General features: G+C 43.3%; 21 protein-coding genes and 1 tRNA gene. 17 read left to right on the plus strand and 5 right to left on the minus strand.

Annotated elements, in window-relative coordinates:
- The 12 genes from IEV39_RS15095 to IEV39_RS15150 form a co-directional block, all read left to right on the plus strand.
- The coding region (locus IEV39_RS15095) for an EF-Tu C-terminal domain-related protein (protein WP_075192013.1) at positions 1-126 on the plus strand (126 nt) is incomplete at its 5' end.
- A 54-nt stretch (positions 127-180) separates the two neighbouring features.
- A tRNA-Trp gene (locus IEV39_RS15100) sits at positions 181-256 on the plus strand.
- A 76-nt stretch (positions 257-332) separates the two neighbouring features.
- On the plus strand, positions 333-773 hold the full coding sequence (gene secE, locus IEV39_RS15105) for a preprotein translocase subunit SecE (RefSeq protein ID WP_005226391.1): 441 nt from the start codon (positions 333-335) through the stop codon (positions 771-773).
- A 7-nt stretch (positions 774-780) separates the two neighbouring features.
- Positions 781-1314 carry a transcription termination/antitermination protein NusG gene (gene nusG, locus IEV39_RS15110; protein ID WP_004774016.1) on the plus strand — a complete coding sequence of 178 codons (534 nt, stop codon included), beginning with the start codon at positions 781-783 and terminating at the stop codon, positions 1312-1314.
- 112 nt (positions 1315-1426) lie between these two features.
- The gene (gene rplK / locus IEV39_RS15115) at positions 1427-1855 is read left to right on the plus strand and encodes a 50S ribosomal protein L11 (RefSeq protein WP_004637639.1); all 429 of its coding nucleotides are present in this window, start codon (positions 1427-1429) and stop codon (positions 1853-1855) included.
- Positions 1856-1858: 3 nt separating this feature from the next.
- Positions 1859-2554, plus strand: coding sequence for a 50S ribosomal protein L1 (gene rplA / locus IEV39_RS15120; RefSeq protein ID WP_005226393.1), 696 nt, complete (start codon positions 1859-1861; stop codon positions 2552-2554).
- A 249-nt stretch (positions 2555-2803) separates the two neighbouring features.
- Positions 2804-3310 carry a 50S ribosomal protein L10 gene (rplJ, locus tag IEV39_RS15125; RefSeq protein ID WP_005278447.1) on the plus strand — a complete coding sequence of 169 codons (507 nt, stop codon included), beginning with the start codon at positions 2804-2806 and terminating at the stop codon, positions 3308-3310.
- Between the two features lie 48 nt (positions 3311-3358).
- On the plus strand, positions 3359-3727 hold the full coding sequence (rplL, locus tag IEV39_RS15130) for a 50S ribosomal protein L7/L12 (protein ID WP_005280970.1): 369 nt from the start codon (positions 3359-3361) through the stop codon (positions 3725-3727).
- A 309-nt stretch (positions 3728-4036) separates the two neighbouring features.
- Positions 4037-8125, plus strand: coding sequence for a DNA-directed RNA polymerase subunit beta (gene rpoB / locus IEV39_RS15135; RefSeq protein ID WP_005280968.1), 4089 nt, complete (start codon positions 4037-4039; stop codon positions 8123-8125).
- A 141-nt stretch (positions 8126-8266) separates the two neighbouring features.
- A complete protein-coding gene (rpoC, locus tag IEV39_RS15140) occupies positions 8267-12460 on the plus strand; it encodes a DNA-directed RNA polymerase subunit beta' (RefSeq protein WP_004774020.1) in 4194 nt (1397 codons plus the stop codon).
- Positions 12461-12623: 163 nt separating this feature from the next.
- Positions 12624-12989, plus strand: a complete 366-nt coding sequence (locus IEV39_RS15145) for a hypothetical protein (RefSeq protein ID WP_004774021.1) — start codon at positions 12624-12626, stop codon at positions 12987-12989.
- A gap of 382 nt (positions 12990-13371) precedes the next feature.
- Positions 13372-13731: a YMGG-like glycine zipper-containing protein gene (locus IEV39_RS15150; RefSeq protein ID WP_004774022.1), complete on the plus strand. Its 360-nt coding sequence runs from the start codon at positions 13372-13374 to the stop codon at positions 13729-13731.
- A 54-nt stretch (positions 13732-13785) separates the two neighbouring features.
- Here the strand turns inward: IEV39_RS15150 and IEV39_RS15155 are convergent, their stop codons facing one another.
- On the minus strand, positions 13786-14277 hold the full coding sequence (locus IEV39_RS15155) for a DUF4442 domain-containing protein (RefSeq protein WP_005280965.1): 492 nt from the start codon (positions 14275-14277) through the stop codon (positions 13786-13788).
- A gap of 114 nt (positions 14278-14391) precedes the next feature.
- On the opposite strand from IEV39_RS15155, the gene IEV39_RS15160 reads away from it, so the two are divergent.
- The 5 genes from IEV39_RS15160 (at position 14392) to htpG (ending at position 20327) form a co-directional block, all read left to right on the plus strand.
- Positions 14392-15267 carry an alpha/beta fold hydrolase gene (locus tag IEV39_RS15160; RefSeq protein WP_005280963.1) on the plus strand — a complete coding sequence of 292 codons (876 nt, stop codon included), beginning with the start codon at positions 14392-14394 and terminating at the stop codon, positions 15265-15267.
- 121 nt (positions 15268-15388) lie between these two features.
- Positions 15389-16810, plus strand: coding sequence for a Na+/H+ antiporter family protein (locus IEV39_RS15165; protein WP_005280960.1), 1422 nt, complete (start codon positions 15389-15391; stop codon positions 16808-16810).
- A gap of 383 nt (positions 16811-17193) precedes the next feature.
- Complete coding sequence (locus tag IEV39_RS15170; protein WP_005280958.1) at positions 17194-17796, plus strand: OmpW/AlkL family protein; 603 nt, start codon at positions 17194-17196, stop codon at positions 17794-17796.
- Positions 17797-17932: 136 nt separating this feature from the next.
- Positions 17933-18283, plus strand: coding sequence for a lysozyme inhibitor LprI family protein (locus tag IEV39_RS15175; protein WP_005280955.1), 351 nt, complete (start codon positions 17933-17935; stop codon positions 18281-18283).
- A gap of 115 nt (positions 18284-18398) precedes the next feature.
- The gene (htpG, locus tag IEV39_RS15180; protein WP_005280953.1) at positions 18399-20327 is read left to right on the plus strand and encodes a molecular chaperone HtpG; all 1929 of its coding nucleotides are present in this window, start codon (positions 18399-18401) and stop codon (positions 20325-20327) included.
- 91 nt (positions 20328-20418) lie between these two features.
- Here the strand turns inward: htpG and IEV39_RS15185 are convergent, their stop codons facing one another.
- From IEV39_RS15185 to IEV39_RS15200, 4 genes are all read right to left on the minus strand, one after another.
- Positions 20419-21297, minus strand: coding sequence for a hypothetical protein (locus IEV39_RS15185; RefSeq protein ID WP_005280950.1), 879 nt, complete (start codon positions 21295-21297; stop codon positions 20419-20421).
- 134 nt (positions 21298-21431) lie between these two features.
- Positions 21432-22559, minus strand: a complete 1128-nt coding sequence (locus IEV39_RS15190) for a hypothetical protein (protein ID WP_005280948.1) — start codon at positions 22557-22559, stop codon at positions 21432-21434.
- A 207-nt stretch (positions 22560-22766) separates the two neighbouring features.
- Complete coding sequence (locus tag IEV39_RS15195; protein ID WP_005280943.1) at positions 22767-24200, minus strand: hypothetical protein; 1434 nt, start codon at positions 24198-24200, stop codon at positions 22767-22769.
- A 587-nt stretch (positions 24201-24787) separates the two neighbouring features.
- Positions 24788-25483 carry a DsbA family oxidoreductase gene (locus IEV39_RS15200; protein ID WP_005255509.1) on the minus strand — a complete coding sequence of 232 codons (696 nt, stop codon included), beginning with the start codon at positions 25481-25483 and terminating at the stop codon, positions 24788-24790.
- Positions 25484-25610: the final 127 nt, after the last annotated feature.

Consider the following 25610-nt stretch of genomic DNA (forward strand, 5'->3'; position numbering starts at 1 on the left):
GGTGACAACGTAGAAATGTCAGTAGAGTTAATCCACCCGATCGCAATGGACCCAGGTCTACGTTTTGCGATCCGTGAAGGTGGTCGTACTGTAGGTGCTGGTGTTGTTGCTAAAGTAACTGCATAAGCCCAATACTGTGTTACACTCAAATCGGAAGCTTCGGCTTTCGATTTGCATAATAGGCTAGTAGTTCAATTGGTAGAGCGTCGGTCTCCAAAACCGAATGTTGGGGGTTCGAGTCCCTCCTGGCCTGCCACTTTTTTTTTATAAAAAAGCTTAATTCTGGCTGAGTTGTCATATAATAAGTCGCGAATTCTACGACGAGTAAAAAAATGTCGAATGATAAATCGCGTGACGCATTAAGCGACGCGCCAATCCCTCAAAGAAATAATGCTGCAGAAGTTGTAAGCGCTGGTACTCCACTTGATGTTGTCTTGTGGTTGATTGCTATCGTTTTATTGATCGGTTCAGCATTGGTAAATCAACATTTACCTGCCTATTGGGCGCCAGCAAATGATGTTTGGGTGCGCGTTGGGGTAATTTTGGCTTGTATCGTCGTCGCTTTAGGTTTATTATACGCCACCCATCAAGGCAAAGGCTTTGTGCGTTTGTTGCAAGATGCGCGAATTGAACTGCGTCGAGTGACCTGGCCAACAAAACAAGAGACGATCACGACTTCGTGGCAGGTGCTTTTGGTTGTAGTGGTTGCATCATTGGTTTTATGGTGTTTCGATTACGGGTTAGGTTGGTTTATTAAGTTAATTATCGGGTAAGAGTGCGATGAAACGTTGGTATATTATTCATGCCTATTCAGGTTTTGAAAAACAAGTGATGCGTTCACTTAATGACCGAATCCAGCGCAGCACTGTTGCTGATAGCTTTGGTGAAGTCCTTGTCCCTACTGAAGAAGTGGTGGAAATGAAGGATGGTAAGAAGCGTAAGTCTGAACGTAAATTCTTTCCAGGCTATGTATTAGTCGAAATGGAAATGAATGATGATACTTGGCACATCGTTAAAGAGTGTCCAAAGGTCCTTGGTTTTATTGGTGGTACACCAGAAAAACCGGCACCTATTTCACAACGTGAAGCTGATGCGATTCTTGCGCGTGTACGTAATACTGGTGAAGCACCACGTCCTAAGACGATGTTTGAACCAGGTGAAGAATTGCTCGTTGTTGACGGTCCGTTCACTGACTTTAAAGGAGTCGTGGAGGAAGTTCAATACGATAAGTCACGTTTGACGTTGACGATTAATGTATTTAATCGACCAACTCAGGTTGAACTCGAGTTTCGCCAAGTCGAAAAAACGATTTAACCTGTCTAGGTTGATAAGCGCCCGATCTGATCGGGCATTGTTGTTCAAACACTTCGGTGTTGTTTAATTTTTTGGGGAGCCTAGCGGCGTCTGTACCCAGAGGTAATTTTCAATGGCTAAGAAGATTGACGGCTATATCAAGCTGCAAGTTCCAGCTGGTAAAGCGAATCCATCTCCACCAATTGGTCCTGCTTTAGGTCAACGTGGTGTAAACATCATGGCATTCTGTAAAGAATTCAATGCTGCTACACAAAAACTTGAAGTTGGTTTGCCAATTCCTGTCGTGATCACTGTGTACAACGATAAGTCGTTCACTTTCATCATGAAAACTCCACCTGCATCTATTCTTCTTAAGAAAGCTGCTGGTATTCAAAAGGGTTCTTCTGTACCGAACAAAACTAAAGTTGGTAAGTTGACTCGTGCTCAGTTAGAAGAAATCGCGACTACTAAAGAACCAGACTTAACTGGTGCTGATTTAGACGCTCGTGTTCGTACCATCGCTGGTTCTGCACGTTCTATGGGCTTGGAAGTGGAGCTATAAGACATGGCAAAGTTAACTAAACGTCAAAAAGCCATTGCTGCTGCTGTAGAAGCAAACAAAGTTTACACTTTGGAAGAAGCAGTACAAGTTCTTAACAGCCTTCCAGCTGCGAAGTTCAAAGAATCTTTAGATATCGCTGTAAACCTTGGCGTAGATCCACGTAAATCTGATCAGGTTGTTCGTGGCGCGACGACTTTACCTGCAGGTACTGGTAAAACTGTACGTGTAGCTGTATTTGCTCAAGGTGCTGCTGCAGAAGCTGCGAAAGCTGCTGGTGCTGATATCGTTGGTTTTGATGACCTTGCTGAAAGCATTCAAGGTGGAAACCTTGATTTCGACGTAGTGATTGCTGCTCCTGATGCAATGCGCGTTGTTGGTAAGTTGGGTACAATTCTTGGTCCACGTGGCTTAATGCCAAACCCGAAAGTGGGTACAGTAACTCCTGATGTTGCTGGTGCGGTTAAGAATGCTAAATCTGGTCAAGCACGTTACCGTGTAGACAAAGCGGGTATCATCCACGCTGCGATCGGCCAACTTGGCTTTAGCGAAGAAGCTGTACGTCAAAACGTTGAAACTTTAATTGCAGACTTGAAAAAGTTAAAACCTGCAACGTCTAAAGGTGTATACGTTAAAAAGATCACTTTGAGCTCAACTATGGGTCCTGGTTTGATCGTTGACGTAAGCAACGTATCTAAGTAATTAGAAAGAATTTTAAAGCCTTAGGTTTTCTCTTTGAGAAAATCTAAGCAAACTTTGAATTGATAAATGAATATTTATCAGCGTCAAAGACCTCAGGCGAGAAATATTTTCGAATGTTTTTCTTAATCTATCAGCCTGAGTAGACGCGGTGGTGTGATTTGTTCCTCCTCCGCGTGTGAGTCTGAATAAGGCTTGCGAATTGGGAGTGTGCTCGCAAGAGTACATAAATCACCGTTAGGAGGTTTTACGATGGCTCTTCTTATCGAAGACAAAAAACAGATCGTTGCTGAAGTAACTGAAGTTGCTTCTACTGCGTTCGCTGCCGTTGTTGCTGACTACCAAGGTTTAACAGTTGAGCAATTAACTGCTCTTCGTGTTGAAGCTCGTAAACTAGGTGTTGCTACACGTGTTGTACGTAATACTTTGGCTAAACGTGCACTTCAAGATACGCCATTCGCGATCTTGAATGATGACCTTGTTGGTCCAACAATCTTAGCATTCTCAACTTCTGAAGATGACATGGGTGCAGCTGCACGCTTGTTCGAAGAATTTGCTAAAACTAACAAAGCATTTGAATTAAAGGCTGCTGCATTTGAAGGCAAACTTTATCAAGGTGCAGAAGTTAGCGTTATCGCAAACCTTCCGAACCAAGAAAAAGCGCTTACTATGCTTGCCTCTGTTCTTCAAGCTCCGATTTCGAAATTGGGTCGCTTACTTACAGCGCTTCAAGAGAAAAACGGATCAGAAGCTGCTTAAGCTTAAATCTACATTCACACCATTCAATATCCATTTGGAGTTACTCTCATGGCTTTAACTAACGAAGAAATCTTAAATGCAGTTGCTGAAAAAACAGTTCTTGAACTTGTTGAATTAATCTCTGCTTTCGAAGAGAAATTTAACGTATCTGCTGCTGCTGTAGCTGTTGCTGCTGCTCCAGGCGCTGGCGCTGCTGCTGAAGAACAAACTGAATTCAACGTTGAGTTGACTTCTTTCGGTGCTAACAAAGTTGCTGTAATTAAAGCAGTTCGTGAAGCTACTGGTCTTGGTCTTAAAGAAGCTAAAGATATGGTTGAAGGCGCTCCAGCTGTTCTTAAGGAAGGCGTTTCTAAAGAAGAAGGCGAAGAACTTAAGAAGAAGCTTGAAGAAGCTGGTGCTACAGTTACACTTAAGTAATTCTGTAGGGAGTCGGTTTTTTGATAATCGGCTCCAAAAATTGGCTGATGGCTCTTGGGTCATCAGCCTTTTTGCGTTACAATAATCGGCTCGTTTTTTGTTAGTTTTGCGTATAATCCGCGTATTATTTGAGCAAAATCAATAAAATCAAACGCTTACCAATATTTTTTTGCTTATAAAAATATTGTTAAGCGTTTTAATACCACTAAAAATTGCAGCATTTGTAAACAGTGGTGGCCATATCGGCCTGCGTAATTCCTTCTAAGCCCGTTCTGCAGGCGGGTTTAGTTTACTTTCCGAGGACTCCAGATGGCATACTCATATACCGAAAAGAAACGGATCCGTAAGAATTTTGGTAAATTGCCCCACGTAATGGAAGCACCGTACTTACTTTCGATTCAGGTCGATTCGTACCGTACATTCTTACAAGGCGGTAAAACACCAAAAAATCGCGAAGATATCGGTCTCCAAGCCGCATTTCGTTCAGTTTTTCCTATTGAAAGTTATTCTGGCAATGCTGCTTTAGAATTTGTTGAGTATAGTCTTGGTAAGCCTGAGTTTGACGTACGTGAATGTATTTTACGTGGTTCAACTTATGCAGCACCAATGCGCGTAAAAATTCGTTTGATCATTAAAGATCGTGAAACGAAATCAATTAAAGACGTTCGTGAACAAGAAGTTTACATGGGTGAAATGCCACTCATGACCGATAACGGTACATTCGTTATTAACGGTACTGAGCGTGTAATCGTATCTCAATTACACCGTTCACCTGGCGTATTCTTTGACCATGACAAGGGTAAAACCCACTCAAGCGGTAAAGTGTTGTATTCAGCACGTATTATTCCTTACCGTGGTTCATGGTTAGACTTTGAATTTGATGCAAAAGATTTAGTATTCGTACGTATTGACCGTCGTCGTAAGTTGCTTGCAACGGTGATTCTACGTGCCTTGAATTATACCAATGAACAAATTCTGAATTTGTTCTACGAAAAAGTACCTGTCTATCTTGACATGGGTAGCTATCAAATTGACCTCGTTCCAGATCGTTTACGCGGTGAAATGGCGCAATTTGATATCTTGGACAATGATGGTAAAACCATTGTTGAACAGGGTAAACGTATTAATGCACGTCACGTACGTCAAATGGAAGCTGCGAACTTAGCCAAGCTTTCTGTACCTGATGAATATTTATATGAGCGTATTACTGCTGAAGATATCACCCTGAAAAGTGGTGATGTAATTCCTGCGAATACCGTGCTTAGCCATGAAGTAATGGTGAAGTTGGCTGAAGGTGGTGTTAAACAATTTAACATCCTGTTCACCAATGACATCGATCGTGGTCCTTTCGTTGCAGATACATTACGTGCAGATACCACAACTGGCCGTGAAGAAGCGCTGGTTGAAATCTATAAAGTCATGCGTCCAGGCGAGCCGCCAACGAAAGAAGCTGCTGAAAACTTATTCAACAACCTGTTCTTCTCTTCTGAGCGTTATGACCTTTCTCCAGTGGGTCGTATGAAGTTCAACCGTCGTTTGGGTCGTCCTTACGAAGTGGGTACTGATCAGAAGTCACGTGAAGTTGAAGGTATTTTATCGCACGAAGATATCATTGATGTACTGCGTACATTGGTAGAAATCCGTAACGGTAAAGGTGAAGTCGACGATATCGACCACTTGGGTAACCGTCGTGTACGTTCTGTTGGTGAAATGACTGAAAACCAATTCCGTGTTGGTCTAGTTCGTGTTGAACGTGCTGTTAAAGAGCGTTTAAGCCAGGCAGAAACAGATAACTTGTCTCCACAAGATTTAATCAACGCGAAACCAGTTGCTGCTGCAATCAAAGAATTCTTTGGTTCAAGCCAGTTATCTCAGTTCATGGACCAAAACAACCCATTGTCTGAGATTACACACAAACGTCGTGTATCTGCGCTTGGTCCTGGTGGTTTGACACGTGAACGCGCGGGCTTCGAAGTACGTGACGTACATCAAACTCACTATGGCCGTGTATGTCCAATTGAAACGCCTGAAGGTCCAAACATTGGTTTGATCAACTCGCTTTCTGTTTATGCAAAAGCGAATGACTTCGGTTTCTTGGAAACACCATACCGTAAAGTTGTAGATGGTCGTGTAACTGATGATGTTGAATATTTATCTGCAATTGAAGAAGTGGGTACTGTCATTGCACAGGCCGATTCTGCAGTAGATAAAGATGGCAACTTGACTGAAGAAATGGTTTCTGTACGTCATCAAGGTGAATTCGTACGTATGTCGCCTGAGCGCGTCACACATATGGACGTTTCTGCACAGCAGGTTGTTTCTGTTGCAGCATCATTGATTCCATTCCTTGAACACGATGATGCGAACCGTGCATTAATGGGTTCGAACATGCAACGTCAGGCTGTTCCTACATTGCGTGCTGACAAGCCGCTTGTTGGTACCGGTATGGAAGCAAACGTAGCACGTGACTCAGGTGTGTGTGTGATCGCAAACCGTGGTGGTGCGATTGAATATGTTGATGCATCTCGTATCGTTATTCGTGTCAACGAAGATGAAATGATCGCGGGTGAAGCAGGTGTAGATATCTATAACCTGATCAAATACACACGTTCAAACCAGAACACCTGTATTAACCAGAATGTCATCGTGAATCTGGGCGACAAAGTTGCTCGTGGTGATATCTTGGCTGATGGTCCATCGACTGACATGGGTGAACTTGCGCTGGGTCAAAACATGCGCGTCGCGTTCATGACGTGGAACGGTTATAACTATGAAGACTCGATCTTACTTTCTGAGCGTGTACTTCAAGAAGACCGTTTAACCTCGATTCACATTCAGGAATTGTCATGTGTAGCACGTGATACCAAGTTAGGTGCAGAAGAAATTACTGCCGATATTCCTAACGTCGGTGAAGCTGCACTGTCTAAACTGGATGAGTCAGGTATTGTTTATATCGGTGCTGAAGTCACTGCGGGTGACATCCTTGTTGGTAAGGTAACGCCTAAAGGTGAGACTCAGTTAACACCTGAAGAAAAATTACTTCGCGCAATCTTTGGTGAAAAAGCAGCTGACGTTAAAGACTCTTCTTTACGCGTTCCATCTGGCACTAAAGGTACGGTGATTGACGTTCAAGTCTTCACTCGTGATGGTTTGGAAAAAGATGAACGTGCTCAAGCAATTGAGAAAGCTCAGCTTGATGCATACCGTAAAGACTTGAAAGAAGAATACAAAATCTTCGAAGAAGCAGCACGTGAACGTATTGTTCGTTTGTTGAAAGGTCAAGAATCTAACGGTGGTGGTTCAACTAAACGTGGCGATAAACTGACTGAAGACATATTGTCTGGTTTAGAGCTAGTTGATTTACTTGAAATCCAGCCAAATGATGAAGCAATCGCTGAACGTTTAACTCAGATTCAAGTGTTCTTGAAAGAGAAGAGCTACGAGATTGACGAGAAGTTTGCCGAGAAGAAGCGTAAACTTTCTACAGGTGATGAATTAACAACGGGTGTATTGAAAGTTGTTAAGGTTTACCTTGCGGTTAAACGTCGTATCCAGCCTGGTGATAAGATGGCGGGTCGTCACGGTAACAAGGGTGTTGTATCAAACATCTTGCCGGTTGAAGACATGCCACATGATGCCAATGGTGTACCAGTCGACATCGTATTGAACCCACTGGGTGTACCGTCACGTATGAACGTGGGTCAGATTCTCGAGACTCACTTGGGTATGGCGGCGAAAGGTCTTGGCGATAAGATCGAAAAAATGTTGAAAGAACAACGTACAGTGATTGAACTGCGTGAATTCTTAGACAAGATTTATAACAAGGTTGGTGGTGAGCAGGAAGAGCTGGATAGCTTGACTGACGCAGAAATCTTGGCGCTTTCAGGCAACTTACGCGCTGGTGTTCCATTGGCAACTCCAGTATTCGATGGTGCTGAAGAAAGCCAGATCAAAGACTTACTTGAATTGGCAGACATTTCACGTACCGGTCAAACAGTATTGTTTGATGGTCGTACCGGTGAACAGTTTGACCGTCCTGTAACTGTAGGTTACATGTACATGCTCAAATTGAACCACTTGGTTGATGACAAGATGCATGCGCGTTCAACTGGTTCTTACTCACTTGTAACGCAACAGCCGCTTGGTGGTAAAGCACAATTCGGTGGTCAGCGTTTCGGTGAGATGGAAGTATGGGCACTTGAAGCATACGGTGCAGCATATACCCTCCAAGAAATGCTTACCGTGAAGTCGGATGACGTCGAAGGCCGTACACGCATCTATAAGAATATTGTAGATGGTAACCATTATATGGATCCGGGTATGCCTGAATCGTTCAACGTATTGACCAAAGAGATCCGTTCTTTAGGTATCAACATTGAACTGAAAAATGGTGACTAAATCCCCCTCGATTCCCCTTTATTAAAGGGGGAAGTTCCCCTCTTTCTTAAAGAGGGGATAGGGAAGATTCCAAATTTCAGTAAAAACAATATTTGTGACCCAGTCGGGAGAGCCTAGCTCCCCGACACACGGAGAAAAAAATTGAAAGACTTGCTCGATATCATGCGTAAGAAAACGGATTCAGAAGGTCATGCACCTATTGAATTTGACCGTATCCGTATTGGTCTTGCGTCACCAGAGATGATTAAGTCATGGTCTCACGGTGAAGTTAAAAAGCCTGAAACCATTAACTACCGTACGTTTAAACCGGAACGTGACGGTTTGTTCTGTGCCAAAATCTTTGGTCCAGTAAAAGATTACGAATGCTTGTGTGGTAAATACAAGCGTATGAAATACAAAGGCGTCATTTGTGAAAAATGTGGCGTTGAAGTAACAACTGCTAAAGTTCGTCGTGAACGTATGGGTCACATCGAGCTTGCTTCTCCAGTTGCACACATCTGGTTCTTGAAATCATTACCGAGCCGTATCGGTTTACTTCTTGATATGACATTACGTGATATCGAGCGCGTATTGTATTTCGAATCTTATGTGGTTACTGATCCTGGTATGACTCCGTTTGAAAAGTATCAACTTTTAACAGACGAAGAATACTACAATGCCCTTGAAGAACACGGTGATGAATTCACTGCGAAAATGGGTGCAGAAGCAGTTCAGGACTTATTAAAAGATATCGATCTTGAAGCCGAGATTGCACGTTTACGTGAAGAAATTCCACAAACAACCTCTGAGACGAAACTTAAAAAAGCGTCTAAGCGTTTGAAATTGATGGAAGCTTTCAAAGATTCGAACAACAAGCCTGAATGGATGGTGATGAATGTACTCCCTGTACTTCCACCAGACTTACGTCCGCTTGTACCACTTGAAGGTGGTCGTTTCGCGACTTCAGACTTGAACGATTTATATCGTCGTGTGATCAACCGTAACAACCGTTTGAAGCGTCTTCTTGACCTTGCTGCGCCAGACATCATCGTACGTAACGAAAAACGTATGTTACAAGAGTCTGTTGATGCGTTGCTTGATAACGGTCGTCGTGGTCGTGCAATTACAGGTTCGAACAAACGTCCATTGAAATCTTTGGCAGACATGATCAAAGGTAAACAAGGTCGTTTCCGTCAAAACTTGCTCGGTAAGCGTGTTGACTATTCTGGCCGTTCGGTAATTACCGTAGGTCCTACTTTACGTCTTCACCAATGTGGTCTTCCGAAGAAGATGGCACTTGAATTGTTCAAGCCATTCATTTTCGCGAAACTACAAGCCTCTGGCCAAGCAACAACCATTAAAGCTGCGAAGAAAATGGTTGAGCGCGAGACGCCGGAAGTTTGGGACGTTCTAGCTTCTGTAATTCGTCAACATCCAGTGATGTTGAACCGTGCGCCAACTCTTCACCGTCTAGGTCTTCAAGCATTTGAACCTATCCTGATCGAAGGTAAGGCAATCCGTCTTCACCCACTCGTCTGTGCTGCGTTTAACGCCGACTTCGATGGTGACCAAATGGCGGTACACGTTCCATTGACCTTGGAAGCACAGCTTGAAGCACGTGCGTTGATGATGTCTACCAACAACATCTTGTCACCTGCAAACGGTGAGCCAATCATCGTTCCTTCTCAGGACGTTGTCTTGGGTCTTTACTACATCACACGTGATGCGGTAAATGCCAAAGGTGAAGGCATGGTGTTTGCGGATACTCACGAAGTTAACCGTGCGTTAGCAACGGGTAAAGTTGCGATCCATGCGCGTGTAAAAGTACGTGTACACCAAACTGTGATTGATGAAAACGGTAACCGTGAAAAGCAAACCATCATTGTTGATACAACACCTGGTCGTTGCTTGTTATGGGAAGTTGTTCCACAAGGTTTAAGCTTCGAATCGATCAACCTTGAGATGACCAAGAAAAACATCTCGAAGTTAATCAACTCTTGCTACCGTAAACTTGGTTTGAAAGATACTGTTATCTTCGCTGACCAATTGATGTATTTGGGCTTCCGTCAAGCGACGCGTTCAGGTGTATCTGTTGGTATGGAAGACATGTTGATTCCACCAACCAAGCATACGATTATCGATAAAGCGGAAACTGAAGTTCGTGAAATCGAACAACAGTTTGAGCAAGGTTTCGTAACTGCAGGTGAGCGTTATAACAAGGTTGTCGATATCTGGGCACGTACAAACGATCAGGTTGCGAAAGCGATGATGGATAACTTGTCTTATACCCTTGTGAAAAACAAACAAGGTGAAGACGAGAAACAGAAATCATTCAACTCGATCTATATGATGTCTGACTCGGGTGCCCGTGGTAGTGCGGCGCAGATCCGTCAGCTTGCTGGTATGCGTGGTTTGATGGCGAAGCCGGATGGCTCGATCATTGAGACCCCGATTAAAGCAAACTTCCGTGAAGGTTTGACGGTACTTCAGTACTTCATCTCGACACACGGTGCGCGTAAAGGTTTGGCCGATACCGCATTGAAAACTGCGAACTCTGGTTACTTGACACGTCGTCTTGTAGACGTAGCACAAGATTTGGTAATTACTGAATCTGACTGTGGTACAGCTGGCGGCCTAGTGATGACACCATTCATTCAAGGTGGAGACGTTATTGAACCATTACGCGATCGCGTATTGGGTCGTGTAACTGCTGAAGATGTACGTCGTGCATCTGATGATGAAGTGGTTCTTCCACGTGGTACCTTGATTGACGAGAAAATTGCTGCTCAGCTTGAAGAAGCGGGTGTCGATGAAGTTAAGGTACGTTCAGTTATCGCTTGTGAATCTACCTTCGGTGTATGTGCGCGTTGTTATGGTCGTGACCTTGCACGCGGTCACTTGGTGAACCCAGGTGAATCAGTGGGTGTAATGGCTGCACAGTCAATTGGTGAGCCAGGTACACAGTTAACGATGCGTACCTTCCACGTGGGTGGTGCTGCGAGCCGAACTTCTGCTGCAAACAGTGTTCAAGTACGTAACAAAGGTACTGTACGTTTCCACAACGTGAAAACTGTACAACATGCCAAAGGTCACCAAGTATCTGTTTCACGTTCAGGTGAAATTGGTATTGCGGATGATTTAGGTCGTGAGCGCGAGCGTTATAAGCTTCCTTACGGTGCAAGCATCTTGTTGAAAGATGGCGAAGCTGTAGAAGCTGGCGGTATCGTCGCGACTTGGGATCCACATACACATCCATTGGTCACAGAAGTTGCTGGTAAAGCGCGTTTCAGCCAGATTGCTGATGGCGTAACTGCAACATCGAAAACTGATGATGCAACGGGTATGACTACTGTTGAAATCTTGCCTGTAACAGCTCGTCCTGCTTCTGGTAAAGATTTACGTCCTGCAATCGTGTTGGATACAACCGATGGCGGCGAACAGTTCTACTTCTTGCCACAAAACACAATTGTAACTGTCCGTGATGGCGAAACGATTGGTGTGGGTGATGTCATTGGTCGTGTACCACAAGAAACTTCACGTACTCGTGATATTACCGGTGGTCTGCCGCGTGTAGCTGACTTGTTCGAAGCACGTAAGCCGAAAGAACATGCGATCCTTGCAGAAGTATCAGGTGTTGTCAGCTTCGGTAAAGAGACTAAAGGTAAGAACCGTTTAGTGATTACTCCGGATGATGGTTCTGAGATTTACGAAGAATTGATTCCAAAATGGCGTACTATTAACGTGTTCGAAGGTGAGCATGTCAACCGTGGTGAAACCATTTCTGATGGTCCACAAAACCCACATGACATCTTACGTTTGAAAGGCGAAGTGGCATTAACCAACTACATCGTGAACGAAGTTCAAGACGTTTACCGTCTCCAAGGTGTAAAAATCAACGATAAGCACATTGAAGTAGTTGTACGTCAAATGTTGCGTAAAGTTGATATCACTGATGGCGGTGATACAAGCTTCATCAAAGGTGAACAAGTGGATTACATCCGCGTTGTTCAAGAGAACCAAGCTGTCTTGGCTCAGAACAAGTTCCCTGCGAAGTTTGAACGTCAATTGATGGGTATTACCAAAGCGTCGCTTTCTACTGACTCGTTCATCTCTGCTGCATCGTTCCAGGAAACCACACGTGTGTTAACTGAAGCGGCTGTAACAGGTAAAGAAGATGATTTACGTGGCTTGAAAGAAAACGTTGTTGTGGGTCGCTTGATCCCAGCGGGTACAGGTCTTGCGTATCACCTAGAGCGTCGTCGTCAAGAAGCAGAAGCTGCTGAATTTGAACTTCACAATGACTTTAGTGAAGTTGACCAAGCATTTAGTCAAGCGTTGAACTCAGACCAGTTCTAAGTCTTAACCAATCAAAAAGGCACCTTCGGGTGCCTTTTTTTGTGGAAAAATGAAGCAGTTGTTACAAAAACGCATTACAGCATCAGTATTTGATTACTTAATCAAAGTAAACAGTTCATTAAACAATACTATCCTATGCACATCTGAGAGAGGAGATGTTCGAATGAAAAAAATGATGATGATTGCTGGTGTAGGTTTGATGTCAACCACCTTGTTTGTCGGTTGCCAAAATGCCAGCCCAGAAAGCAAACGTATCGGTTCTGCTGCGATTGGTGGTGGTGCAGGTGGTGCGGTAGGTAAGCACGTTGGTGGTAACCTTGGTGCTGGTCTTGGTGCTGCAATTGGTGCAGGTGTTGCTGCCAATGCTAAAGGTTCAAATAGTAAAAATACACGTAATAGCGCAATCGGTGCTGGATTAGGTGCTGTGATTGGTGGCGCGGTATTGGGTGGTGACTCAGGCGCTGCAGTCGGTGGCGCATTAGGTGGTAGTGCCGGCTCTGCTTATGGCGAGAAAAAAGGCAAGTACTAAGCCCGCGCCTAAATTTGTAGATGACTTGGGAGATGATCTGAATAATTCAATCAGATCATCTCTCTAACTATTATTTTATAAATGTTTCTTTCAGTGATAAAGTTTGATTGCTGCGCGCGCTTCAAGAAAAATTATAATGTCTTTAGTCGGCTTCATAACAAATGAATTCTGTTGAATAAATACCAAGTTTTTGATCAGGTGTATCAAGATTATTTCTATCCTTAATTATTTCAAAATCCTTTAGCCACCCGAGCTACCTGCCCCAAACACTGTCTTTACAAAATACTAATCGATTGGGACAGAGTGATAACACAATGTGATCAAATTCCCCATAAAAGAGGATTATGCTTTTGGGTAGAGCATAAGAGAAGTGAGTATAGGCATGAAAAAAACAATCGGTTTAGTTTCAACTTTGGTGTTATCGGCGGTAATGTTCACAGGCTGTCAAAATATGAGTGCCTCTGACCAGCGTATTGGTACCGCAGCGCTTGGTGGTGCTGTCGGTGGTGGTTTAGGTAACCACGTGGGCGGTGGTCTTGGTGCGGGCGTTGGTGCAGCTGCGGGTGCAGGTGTTGGTGCCAATGCAAAAGGCGCGAATAGCAGTTCTACAACCAGTAGCGCGATTGGTGCGGGTATCGGTTCTGTGGTAGGTAAAGCCATCTTTGGCGGTGACTCAGGCGCTGCGATTGGTGGTGCAATCGGCGGTGGTGCTGGTGCAGCCATTCAAGAGAAGAAAAGATAATGTCTGCGCAACAGATTTAAAAAATGCCTGCACGTGTTGCAGGCATTTTTATTGCTATGGTTTTAATGAGGCTTTGGGTTTTTTACGCCGGATATAAAGCACCTTTTCGACTTCGGCAATACGCGTGCCAGCATCATCCACAATATTTAAGCTGTAATGCCGTAAAACCGGTTGGTGATTTTCTGCCAGCTGCTTAATTTCGGTGATTTCATTGGCATTCAGCTGGATCTCGGCATAAACGGTATTGCGGCCTGGCGCAATAAAATTAATTGTGGCACTTTTATCCCAGACAATATATTTATTGCCCAGATGATGGATCAGAATCAACATATAAAAAGGATCGACCATCGAATATAAACTACCGCCAAAATGCGTTCCGACCAGATTGCGATTGCGTCTGGTGAGTGGCATTTTGACCCGAATGTAGTAGTCATCCAGATCAATGGTTTCAATCTCGATTCCCGCCCCACGATAAGGGGAGTAGTGATTCAGCAGAAATCTGGAAATTGCCGGAATGGTTCGAATTTTTCTGAAAAAGTCTTTCATGGTCAATTTTTTTTCTTGCAACTCTATTCATACTCCATAAGTATCATTTTTAGTGTATCGCTGGCAATGGCTGTTTTATCACCAGGCCGATAGAAAACAAAATGGGAAAGAATTATGCAAACACAAGTAAAAACAGTAACCACATCGGATCAGCAAACACTCTGTGTCAAAACATGGGGCGATGAGAAAAACACGGCTTTGGTGCTGGTACATGGCTATCCAGATAATCAGGAAGTCTGGGAGCCGATCATTGAGCAACTGGTCAATGACTATTATGTGGTGACCTATGATGTACGTGGTGCCGGCTTATCGTCTATTCCGAAACGGATTAAGGACTACCGTTTGCCACGCTTGTCACTGGATTTACAGGAAGTTGTTGATCAGGTGTTACCAAATCGTAATTTTCATATGGCAGCGCACGATTGGGGATCTTTACAGTCTTGGGAATCTGCAACTGAACCAAAACTCAAAGGCCGCTTGTTGTCCTATACCACGATTTCAGGCCCTTGTCTGGATCATGCCTCATTTTATCTACGGGAAAAATTTAAAGCTGCACCAAGCAATGTATTAAAAATGCTGACGAAATCCTGGTATATCGGGGCTTTTCATTTACCCCTGATTGCACCGACGGTATGGACCTTTTTTAGTCCTGAAAAATGGGGCAAGATTTTAAGTGGTTTAGAGAGAAAGCAAGATTTGCCATTAAATGCCAACATCGCCTCCGATGGCAAATACGGGATTAACCTGTATCGCGCCAACTTTATTCCGTCTTTAACCCGGCCACGCCAGCGTTATGCCCAGTGTCCCGTTCAGGCCATCGTGTTAAAGCGCGATGCTTTCGTTAGTCCCGAGTACATTACCGAGTCGATGCCAAAATGGGTTGAAAAGTTTGAATATACCGAACTGGATGCCAATCACTGGGCAGTGTTGAGTCAGCCCGAAAAAATTGCTGAACTGATCCGTCAGTTTGTCCAGCGTCAGGCGGCTTAAGGCTTTAGTGGAATTATTAAGCTAAAAATCACTTAAGATTAGCGATAATCAGGCGATATTTTCAGCTAGGTTTTTATGAATCTGCTAGAATGTCGCCTTTTCTTTGCTCCTAAATTTGTTCATGAATGCTGTCGTAATTGCGATTGCCGTGATGTTTATCCTGTCACTGGCACGAGTTTCTGTTGTTCTCACATTAGTGATTTCAGCCATTATTGGCGGCTTGGTCGCTGGTCTAAGCCTTTCTCAAACCGTCGAAGCATTTAATGCCGGCTTAGGTGATGGAGCTGAAGTTGCATTGGCTTATGCGGTGTTGGGTGCATTTGCATTGGCACTGTCCAAATCAGGATTGCCCGATTTGCTGGCGCATAAACTGATTGGGTTATTGGGGATGGAAGCAGGTAAAAATCAGCAGACCAAAGTGAAATATCTTTTGCTGACGATTTTACTGATTGCTGCGATTTTTTCTCAAAACCTGATTCCTGTCCACATTGCCTTTATTCCAGTCTTGGTTCCGCCTTTATTGAAAGTGATGAATCACTTGAAGCTGGATCGACGTGCGGCAGCATGTGTCATGACACTGGGTCTGGTCGGTACCTATATTTTCCTGCCTGTGGGCTTTGGTGCGATCTTCCTTGAACAGATTCTGATGGGCAATATCAACAAGATTGGCGCCGCTTATGGCTTGCATGTCGAGCGAGGCATGATGCCAATCGGTATGGCGATTCCAGTATTAGGCATGGTGATTGGTACGCTGGTTGCGGTATTTATCAGCTATCGTAAGCCACGCATCTATGTTGACCGTTCAATTACGCCAGTTAAAACGATTGATCTGGATAAACCGTTAAAAGTTACCACCCAAGCAGAATATGATCTCAAAGCCGATGCTGAAGAGCTGAAACATGAAGCAGAGAATGTGCCTTATATTTCCAAGAAAACCATGTTTATGGCGCTGCTCGCGATTGGTTTAACCTTGGTTGCACAGCTCTATTCAGGCTCGATGATTCTGGGTGGTCTGGTCGGTTTTGCCGTGCTGTCTGCTTCGGGCATTTTTAAATGGCAAGATGCCGATGATGTGTTTGTGCAGGGCATGCGCATGATGGCGCTGGTCGGCTTTATCATGATTTCTGCGGCAGGTTTTGCTTCAGTGATGACGCATACAGGCGACATTACGCATCTGGTCAATGGTGTAGTGCATATCATTGGGGATAATCATGCGCTTGCGGCATTGCTGATGCTCTTTATCGGTCTGTTTGTCACCATCGGGATTGGTTCATCGTTTTCAAGCGTACCTGTACTGGCGGTGATCTACGTGCCATTGTGCGTACAGTTTGGTTTTTCTCCTTTGGCAACCATTGCCCTGATTGGCACAGCCGCTGCTTTAGGTGATGCTGGTTCACCAGCCTCTGATTCAACCTTGGGGCCAACAGCAGGTCTGGGGGTTGATGGTCAACATGATCACATTTGGGATACGGTTGTGCCTACATTTATACATTTTAATATCCCGCTCCTTATTTTTGGCTGGATTGCAGCAATGGTTTTATAATCAGAAATGGCTCAGAAATGAGCCATTTTTTTGCTTTATAAAGTATGGCTTAAAACTAGAAATAATCATTAAATGACATTTTTTGTCTCTTTTTAAATCTGGTTTTATAATGGGTTTTTAATATTAAGTTATATATGATTATATTTTTAAATTTGGCTTAATTTATTTTTAAATCTGATAAAAATACTAGGTTTTATAGTCATTTAAGTTGATTAAAATAGTCTGAATTACTAATTATTACATATTTTAACAATTATATTTTATTAAGATTCAATGCATTATAAAGTAAATTAAAATAGTTGGAATTAATCTCTATTGCATAATGTAAATATGCGTGTTTATTATGTTGAACAAGAACATAAATTGTTAAAGAGGTTGTTTAAATGTTAAAGAAAGTTTTAGTTGTTGCTTTATTGGGGTTATCTTCAACTGCATTTGCAGGGGGTTTTCAGGTTAAATTTGGTGGAAGTGTAATTTCACCAACAGACGATACTGTGGTTGCGGGTGTTGGCACATTAAAAGCAGATCATGAATTTGCATTTACGCCATCGGTTGAATATTTCTTCGGTGATACGCCTTTTTCTGCTGAATTATTATTGGCGACACCGATTTCACATGACGTGTTATTAAATGGTGAAAAAGTAGCGAAGCTTAAACAATTGCCACCTACTGTGACTTTTAAATATAACTTTAAAAACTCAACCCGTTTCACACCCTATATTGGTGTGGGTGGCACAGCTTTTGTAACTTGGGATGAAGAAACAACAGGTGCTTTAGAAGGCGCAAAATTAAAAGTGAAAGAAGACTTTGGTTTTGCCGGCCAGGTCGGTTTTAACTTCCAGCCTGCTGATGCAAAAAACTGGGGGGTATTCTTTGATGCGCGTTATGCACAAATCAATCCTGAAGTAAAATTAAATGGTCAGAAGCTGACTGATCTAGATATTAATCCGATGGTATACACATTGGGTTATAGCTATAAGTTCTAAGCCGAACTTGCTCTTGAAAAGCCTCACCTTGTGGGGCTTTTTTATTTTTGCAATTCCAATATAAAACCGATACAGGCCTTACACAGAGAGTTTTGTATGCTGAAAAAATAATCTTAATAAAAGTGAGACCATCATCATGAAAAAACTAATGACTTCGATTTTATTGTTGATCCCCATGTTATTTTTATCCCAAGCGCATGCGGCCAGTTACTCCTGTAAGGCAGCTAAGTTGAAAGTCGAGCAGCAAATCTGTAATGAACGCAGTTTGAATGATGCGGATGTGAGAATGGCAACGACCTATCAGATTATTTTACATGCCTTGCCAATGGGCGGACGTGATGCTGAAAAAGACAGACAATTTCAGTGGTTAAAACAACGTAACTCATGTGGTGCCATTACGCCGTGTATCAAACGTGCTTATGCGCAACGTCAACAGCAGCTTGATCAGCTGTTACAGGAGCGAGTATTGAGTCGAGGTCCGTTCTAATTACCGTTTTGTATATTTTTTGCCTGAAAAATACGCTTCAAGGATTGAAAAATTCAAGATATACACCATTCATAAATCATTCCAAATAGATAAGCCTCACAGAAAGGAGTGATTTATGAGTGAACAAGTCGCACAAAATTATAGTTTCCAAGCTGAAGTTGCTCAGTTATTACATTTAGTGACGCATTCTCTGTATTCCAACCCTGAAATTTTCTTGCGTGAATTGATTTCAAATGCGTCTGATGCGTGCGATAAGTTACGTTTCGAAGGGATTAATCATCCTGAATATTATGAAAATGATCCAGACCTGCATGTTCGTGTCACTTTAGATAAAGACAATAAAACCCTCACCATTTCGGATAACGGGATTGGCTTAAGCCAGCAAGAAGCGATTGATAATCTGGGAACCATTGCCAAGTCGGGCACCAAAGACTTTATGTCTAAACTGACCGGTGATCAAAAAGCCGATGCGCAGTTGATCGGTCAGTTTGGTGTTGGTTTCTATTCAGGCTTTATTGTTGCGGACAAGATTACGGTGGAATCACGCCGTGCCGGTCTAGATGCAGCAGAAGGTGTGCGCTGGATTAGCGGCGGCACAGGTGAATTTGAAGTTCAAAGCATTGATAAAGCCACACGTGGTACAGACATCATCTTGCATTTACGTGATGATGCGCTTGAGTATCTAGAGTCGTGGAAAGTTAAACAAATTATCAATAAATATTCTGACCACATCAGCTTGCCTATCGAAATGCAAAAAGAAGTTTGGCAAGAGGACGAAGTCGCTGAAGGTGAAGAGGCTAAGGCTACAAGCGGCGGTAAGATGGTCAAGACCGATGAATGGGAAGCGATTAACTCGGCAAGCGCGCTATGGACGCGGAATAAGAGCGAAATCACCGATGAACAATACATCGAATTTTATAAAAACCTGAGCCACGATTTTGCTGAACCGTTGGCATGGGCACATAACCGCGTGGAAGGTAGTACCGAATATACGCAATTATTATATATCCCAAGTCAGGCCAAACAGGATTTATTCACCCGTGAAGCCAAGGCGGGCATCAAGCTCTATGTAAAACGTGTATTTATTCTGGATGAAGCGGATAACCTGATTCCGAATTACTTACGTTTCGTTCAAGGCGTGGTCGATAGCGCTGACTTACCGCTCAATGTCAGCCGTGAACTGTTACAAGAAAGCCGTGATGTGAAAACCATTCGTGAAGGCAATGCACGTCGTGTACTGACTTTACTCGATGGTTTGGCAAAATCTGAAGATGAAAAAGACCAAGAGAAATTCAAGACTTTCTATACCGAGTTTGGTTCAGTATTGAAAGAAGGTTTGGGTGAGGATACCGGTAACCGCGAACGGATCTTAAAGCTATTACGTTATGCGACTTCGACCAATGATGACATTTCAACCTCTTTTGCTGACTATAAAGCACGGATGAAAGAAGGTCAGAAGGCGATTTACTACGTCACCGCAGAAAACCTGACTGCAGCTAAGAATTCGCCACAGCTTGAAGTGTTCAAGAAGAAAGGCATTGAAGTTTTACTCATGGCGGACCGTGTCGATGAGTGGGCCATGAACTTCGTATTTGAGTTTGATGGTACGCCGCTTCAAAACGTATCGAAAGGTGCAGTTGACTTGGGCGACCTGCAAGATGCTGAAGAGAAAAAAGCCTTAGAGCAGGCAGCAGAGCAGTTTAAGCCGGTGGTCGAGCGTTTAAGTACGTCATTAAAAGACAAGACCAAAGAAGTGCGTGTCACGACACGTCTGGTTGATTCACCAGCCTGTCTGGTGACCAGTGAAGGGGAGCTGTCTCCACAATTGATTCGTATGTTGAAACAGGCGGGTCAAGCGGTTCCTGAGATTAAACCAACATTGGAAATTAACCCTGAGCATCCATTGGTGAAAAAACTGGAAAGTTCAGCGCAATTTGATGATCTCGCCAATGTGATCTTTGATCAGGCGGTGATTGCAGAAGGTGGTTTACCAGAAGATCCGGCAGCCTATGTCAAACGCATCAATAGCTTGTTATTAAAATAAGGCATTTGATCAAGAAACCTCTGCTTCGGCAGAGGTTTTTTTATTGCTATGGATAACCTTAAAGTTATCCACAACTGTGGCGATGTTTTCATCAGAAATGTGCTTCAAAGCTCATCTGGTAACTAAAATGATCCGCCTGTCTGGTGGCAGGGACATTTAAATAATTCAGATCATTTTGCATAAAAATCCAGTTGCGCCAGATGGGACGGCGCCAGGAAAAGTAGGGCCCCCATTCGTTAACGCGCAGTTCTCTATTTTCATATTCTCCTGTGCTGAAAATGCCATAACTCAGCTTATCCTGCGACAAGAAATGTAGTTGCTGGAAGGTGCGATTACTCCAGCTATAGTCGGTATCCTGAGTTTTGGAAACATTGAACTGGCTTGACAGTTGGTTTTGATGCTGAAGTTTTTGGGTCAGATCAAGATTGGTTTCGGCATAGTTTTTACTGCTGGAGCCATAACGGAAAATTTGCGCCGTATTGAGCTGTAATCCTAAAGGCAAAGCCCAATTCTTTTTGGCGAGAAACTGGATATAGATATCGGTATCTGAATTTGCACCCAGATCAAGATCGTTACTAAAAGGTAATAGGCTTGAAATGGTTGACCAGCTTGCACTGAGCGGATTTGCTGTCGCAAGCTTTTGCTGGCTGTGATGTTTGTTGTTTTTACCTAATTTTTTGACTGGTTGAGGCTGTTGAGCCCGTTGCCACAGGGTATCGGTGCCGAAAACCGCCATTAAGTCGTGTGCAAGTTGTGAATCATCTGCAGCAAGCTTATTTTCTTCTGTACAACTGAAGCTGGTTGTTGGTGAGTGGTAGGCTTGAACAAATGCTGTATCTCCTGAAACAGAAGGACGATTAAACGATCTGCTGACAGGTAAAAGCAGTGGAAATAAAGGCATCAGCAGATCCCCCAGACACAGGTTTCCTACAATCAAAAAATACACAACCACAGCGTATTGATGACGCATGCCATAAACAAGAACAATAAAAAAAGATGACGGTAACAAGCAAAGCTTAAGGATTTATTGAAAGAAATATTATTTTTTCAATAAAAAAAGCCCAAACAACGGAGCATTTGGGCTTTTCGAGGCTGGCCTGAAATTTAGAATAAGGTTTCCAGACGCACAAAGGTACTCACGTAATGGTTACGATCTTCACGGTGATCATTGAAATAGTTGAGATCACCTTGTACGTAGAACCATTCGCGCCACAGCGGTTGACGCCATGATACGAACGGTCCCCAGTTATTTAAACGCAAGTCACTGTTGTTGTAGTAACCGCCCGTGTAAATGCCGTAATTGAAGGTATTGTGGGCAAAGAACTGGTGTTGACGGAAAATACGGTTATCCCACCATAGATCATCATCCTGCTTATCGGCATAAGTTAAGCTGAACTGATTGGATAAGAAAGGCTGGTTTGGCCGCGCATGGATCAGTTCAAGATTGGTGCGTAAATAGTTTTCACTTTTACTGCCATAACGATAGATCTGTTCGGCATTAAAACGGAAATCATTGCGTAAATCCCAGTGTTTTTCGGCTCTTAAACGCGCATAAATATCCGTGCCTGAGCGCACACCAAGATCGGCATCGGTCTCAAAAGGTAATTTTTTGGAGAAATTTGACCAACGCAAGGCCAGCGAGCCATTACTATCACGGGTCTGCTTGGAGTCAAATTTTTTATCTGGGTCCTGATTGGGCTGATTATTGGTATTGCCGACATTATTCTTGAATTCATCATCCAAGGTGTCATCACCGAACACCACGCTGACCTTTTTCTCTAAGGTCGGTAATTTAATCTTACCGCGAATACGGGGCTTGACCTCATAATTATCATATTCATTCCAGTAATTATCCAGCATGACACGGATGGTTGCTGAGGCGGGTTTATCAGGATCGACTTCGCCAAACCAGTCATCAATTTTCACTGAAGTATTATCGGCCCATTCCCGAATACGACGCTGTTTTTTATCAAACCAGGTTTTATCTTCTGTTTCCGCGGTGGGAGGAACATTCACTTGGTCGGACTGCTCGGGGAAAATCGTCGGAGTGGCATCGACCAAACGGGGAATATAGTCCAGCGCATTTTCCGAATTGCTTTGCGAAGTTGTATTCGGCTGCTGATTTTGCTGTGAGGGAGTGGTTTCTGCTTGCGCTACATTGAACGTACCCATCGTCAATGCGAGCAAAGCAAAAACGATACGCGATGGTACCATTTGCTGTAAATTATTCATAATAAAGGCTTATATGTTGTTCTTGGTTTAACTTTTGATGATTTAATGCATAAAATCAAGCGGCTGTCACAAAAAGCAGCAATTTAACTGTACAAAAATGCTAAAGATCATAAGGATTTAGCGTAATAAACAGCCACCCTTCCAAGCTTCAGTCGATTTTGAATAGCTTGAAATGATGGATGAAATGAATGAGCGATTGAAAGGCGTTTAAGAGGATTCGACCGGCATGCTGTTTTCCAGTGCCTGATATAAATCGTGCACCGAAATCGGTTGCGGTAATCGGCTAATCACCTGACGAATCAACTGCCAGGTATAACCATCGCTGCGGTCTAATAATAAATAGGGATAGGCCTGATCTTCACTGGAAAGTTTTACCCGTTCCAAGCCATGAATGACCCGGATTTTCTGACGTTCCCGTAATAAAATCACAGGAGTAAAAAAGGTCGCAGAGGTTTCTTCAAATGGAATGAATTTTTGTGTATTGATAAATGACGCCGGGATATACGGATAAACGCGCTGATCACGTTGCCACACCAAGGTACCATTCATAATGCATTCATTGAACAGGCTTTCGTGCTGATGATAATGCTGTTTGAAATGGGACCAGCTGGTTTGATGAATCGAGCTGGTGCGGGTATGGCGCTGATCAGTATAGGCTTGCAGAATAGTAATGGCATATTCCACGTTATGGGTTCCCACCAGCACCACATAATGGGAAAACTGCCCTTGCGCATAGAGCTGTTCCGCGACAAAAACCTGCGCAGATTCCCAGATGGGTTGTGCTTCGTTTTCGGCTTTTAAATAGAGCCAGTCAATCTTAATATTCTGGTCAATCTCATTATGCAAATCGGCCCGATACAACGAGGGAAAGGTCCGTGCATCAATACGTTCCAGACGGCAGATCAGGCCATCCAGATTAAAATCATTCAAGGCTAAAGGCTGTGCTTTATTCAGGTGCGGTGAAGGCTTGGCACTGTGTCTAAAACCCGGTTTGATCCGGTTCTCGATAGGTACTGGCGCAGCTACGCTTTCTGGCACTGTTCTGATTTTATCTTGAATGATCGCATCGAGCTGGGATTGAAAGTTGGCGCTTTCTTGTTTGAGTCTTGCCAGTGCATCGTTTGAAGCCTGCTGGTCTTGATCCGATAGATGTTGATCCAGCGGTTGCAGAACCGGAATTAGATGCTGGAGTTCATGATCGGTTTTGATATATTCATGAGCATGATTTTGCAGCCACTGCAGGGCATCTGTTGATGAGTTTAGCCAAGGGCTTTTGAGAAAGGATAAGGCCGGCCGGATCACCCAGACTTGCCAGAGTTGTGCCTGACGTAACGCTGCCCAGCCCATATCTGCCGAAGCAAATAAGGCATTTTCTACCCGTCCCATGAAGTTATAGGTCCCGCGATAGGTCATGCTAAAACCATAGCTGGCTAAATCGTCAGCCGAAAATTCTTCATTCAGAATAAATTGCTTGAATGGTGTTACTTGTTGCTGAAATGCAGGATCGTCGCAAGATGCGCAAATATCTTTAATCCGTTGTTTGGCTTTTGCAATTTCAAAAAGTGATGTTTTCTCATTTTTGAGCCCATCGATGAGATGTTTGAGCTCATCCACCAAAAGTGCTTTCTCTAATACGTCCATCTGCTGTTTCCTTAGAGATAGGCTTGAGCCTGTTTTTTTAAATACTGAATTAGTGCAAATTTGACCGCTGTTTTAGACCGGCTTTATCAATTATTGTTGCTCAAGTATATGTTTGCCCCTATGACAAGCTGTGAGCTATCTGTCTATTCGACTGGCATTAAAAGCTCGATTAACGCGCGTAACGCTTGAATATACATCACAAAAGATTGTCACTTTATGACGATTATAGAAGAAAACCAGACAAAATCTATAGCTTAAAAAAGAGTAGAAAATCACATTCAGAGATTTTAAATCGAGATATAGATCATGGTTTGTCTTTGAAAGTAAAAACATTTTAAAAGAATGAATCGGATATCCAGATGATAAAGTAAAAAGACATCTATAAATTTATGGACGAGTTGTGACCAGCCTCACAGAAGCAGTGGTGAAAAGCACATTAAATAAAAAGCAGAAAAGTCATTCACATGAATGGGACGAATGAAGTCGGTTATAAATAATGAAAGGGGGAGATATAAATACTGATTTTTATTATTTGAGTTATCAGAAAGCTGCCTTAATCTTTTGATTAAAGCAGCTGAGTCTTATGATTAAGGCTTGATTTCACATTGCTCATCATTACATTGAGCTGCATCGTCCTGCTCAATCTGTTCAGAGGATGTAGATTGCGCCTGTTGCAAGGCTTGCAAGAAAATCTCACGTGGCTGTGCGCCAGACAGCGCCAGTTTTTGATCAAACACAAAGAATGGTACGCCAGTAACATTCAACTGTTCACGCGCAATTTTCTCATCGTGGCGAACGAAATCTGCCAGCTCATCGGAATCCAGTACATATTCGACTTCGGCATTATCCAGACCGATACGTGATGCAATTTCTTCCACCACTTCACGTTCGCCAATGGCCAGACCTTCGGTCATATAGGCATGGAAGAATGCCTCTTCCGCTTCATTGCCCAAGCCTTTACTTTGGGCAAGATGAATAATTCGATGTGCGTTGAAGCTGTTGCCCGAGTTGGCTTTTTGCCATTGGAAGTCGATGCCTTCAGCTGCTGCCATCGCTGCAACATTGCGCTCCATGTCTTCCATTTCCGCATAACTACGACCATATTTTTTGGCTAAACGTTCGGTATTCGATGTGTCATGCTTGGCTGGTGCATCTGGGTCCAGCTCAAAGCTATGCCAGTGAATTTCAAGCTCAATGCCTGCTTCTTCTGCGACATGTTCAAGACGTTTTTTACCGATATAACAAAAAGGGCAGACCACATCTGACCAAATATCTACACGCATGGCGTATCTCTTCAATTCTCGTTAAACAGATAATAGGGGCGGAGCCGATGAATTTAAAGCGATGAATATGTAATGCTGCGTTACGAGAACTGAAATAAAAATCATATAAAGGTTTGTCTTTTATCGA

Source organism: Acinetobacter courvalinii (assembly GCF_014635545.1).
Lineage (GTDB): Bacteria > Pseudomonadota > Gammaproteobacteria > Pseudomonadales > Moraxellaceae > Acinetobacter > Acinetobacter courvalinii.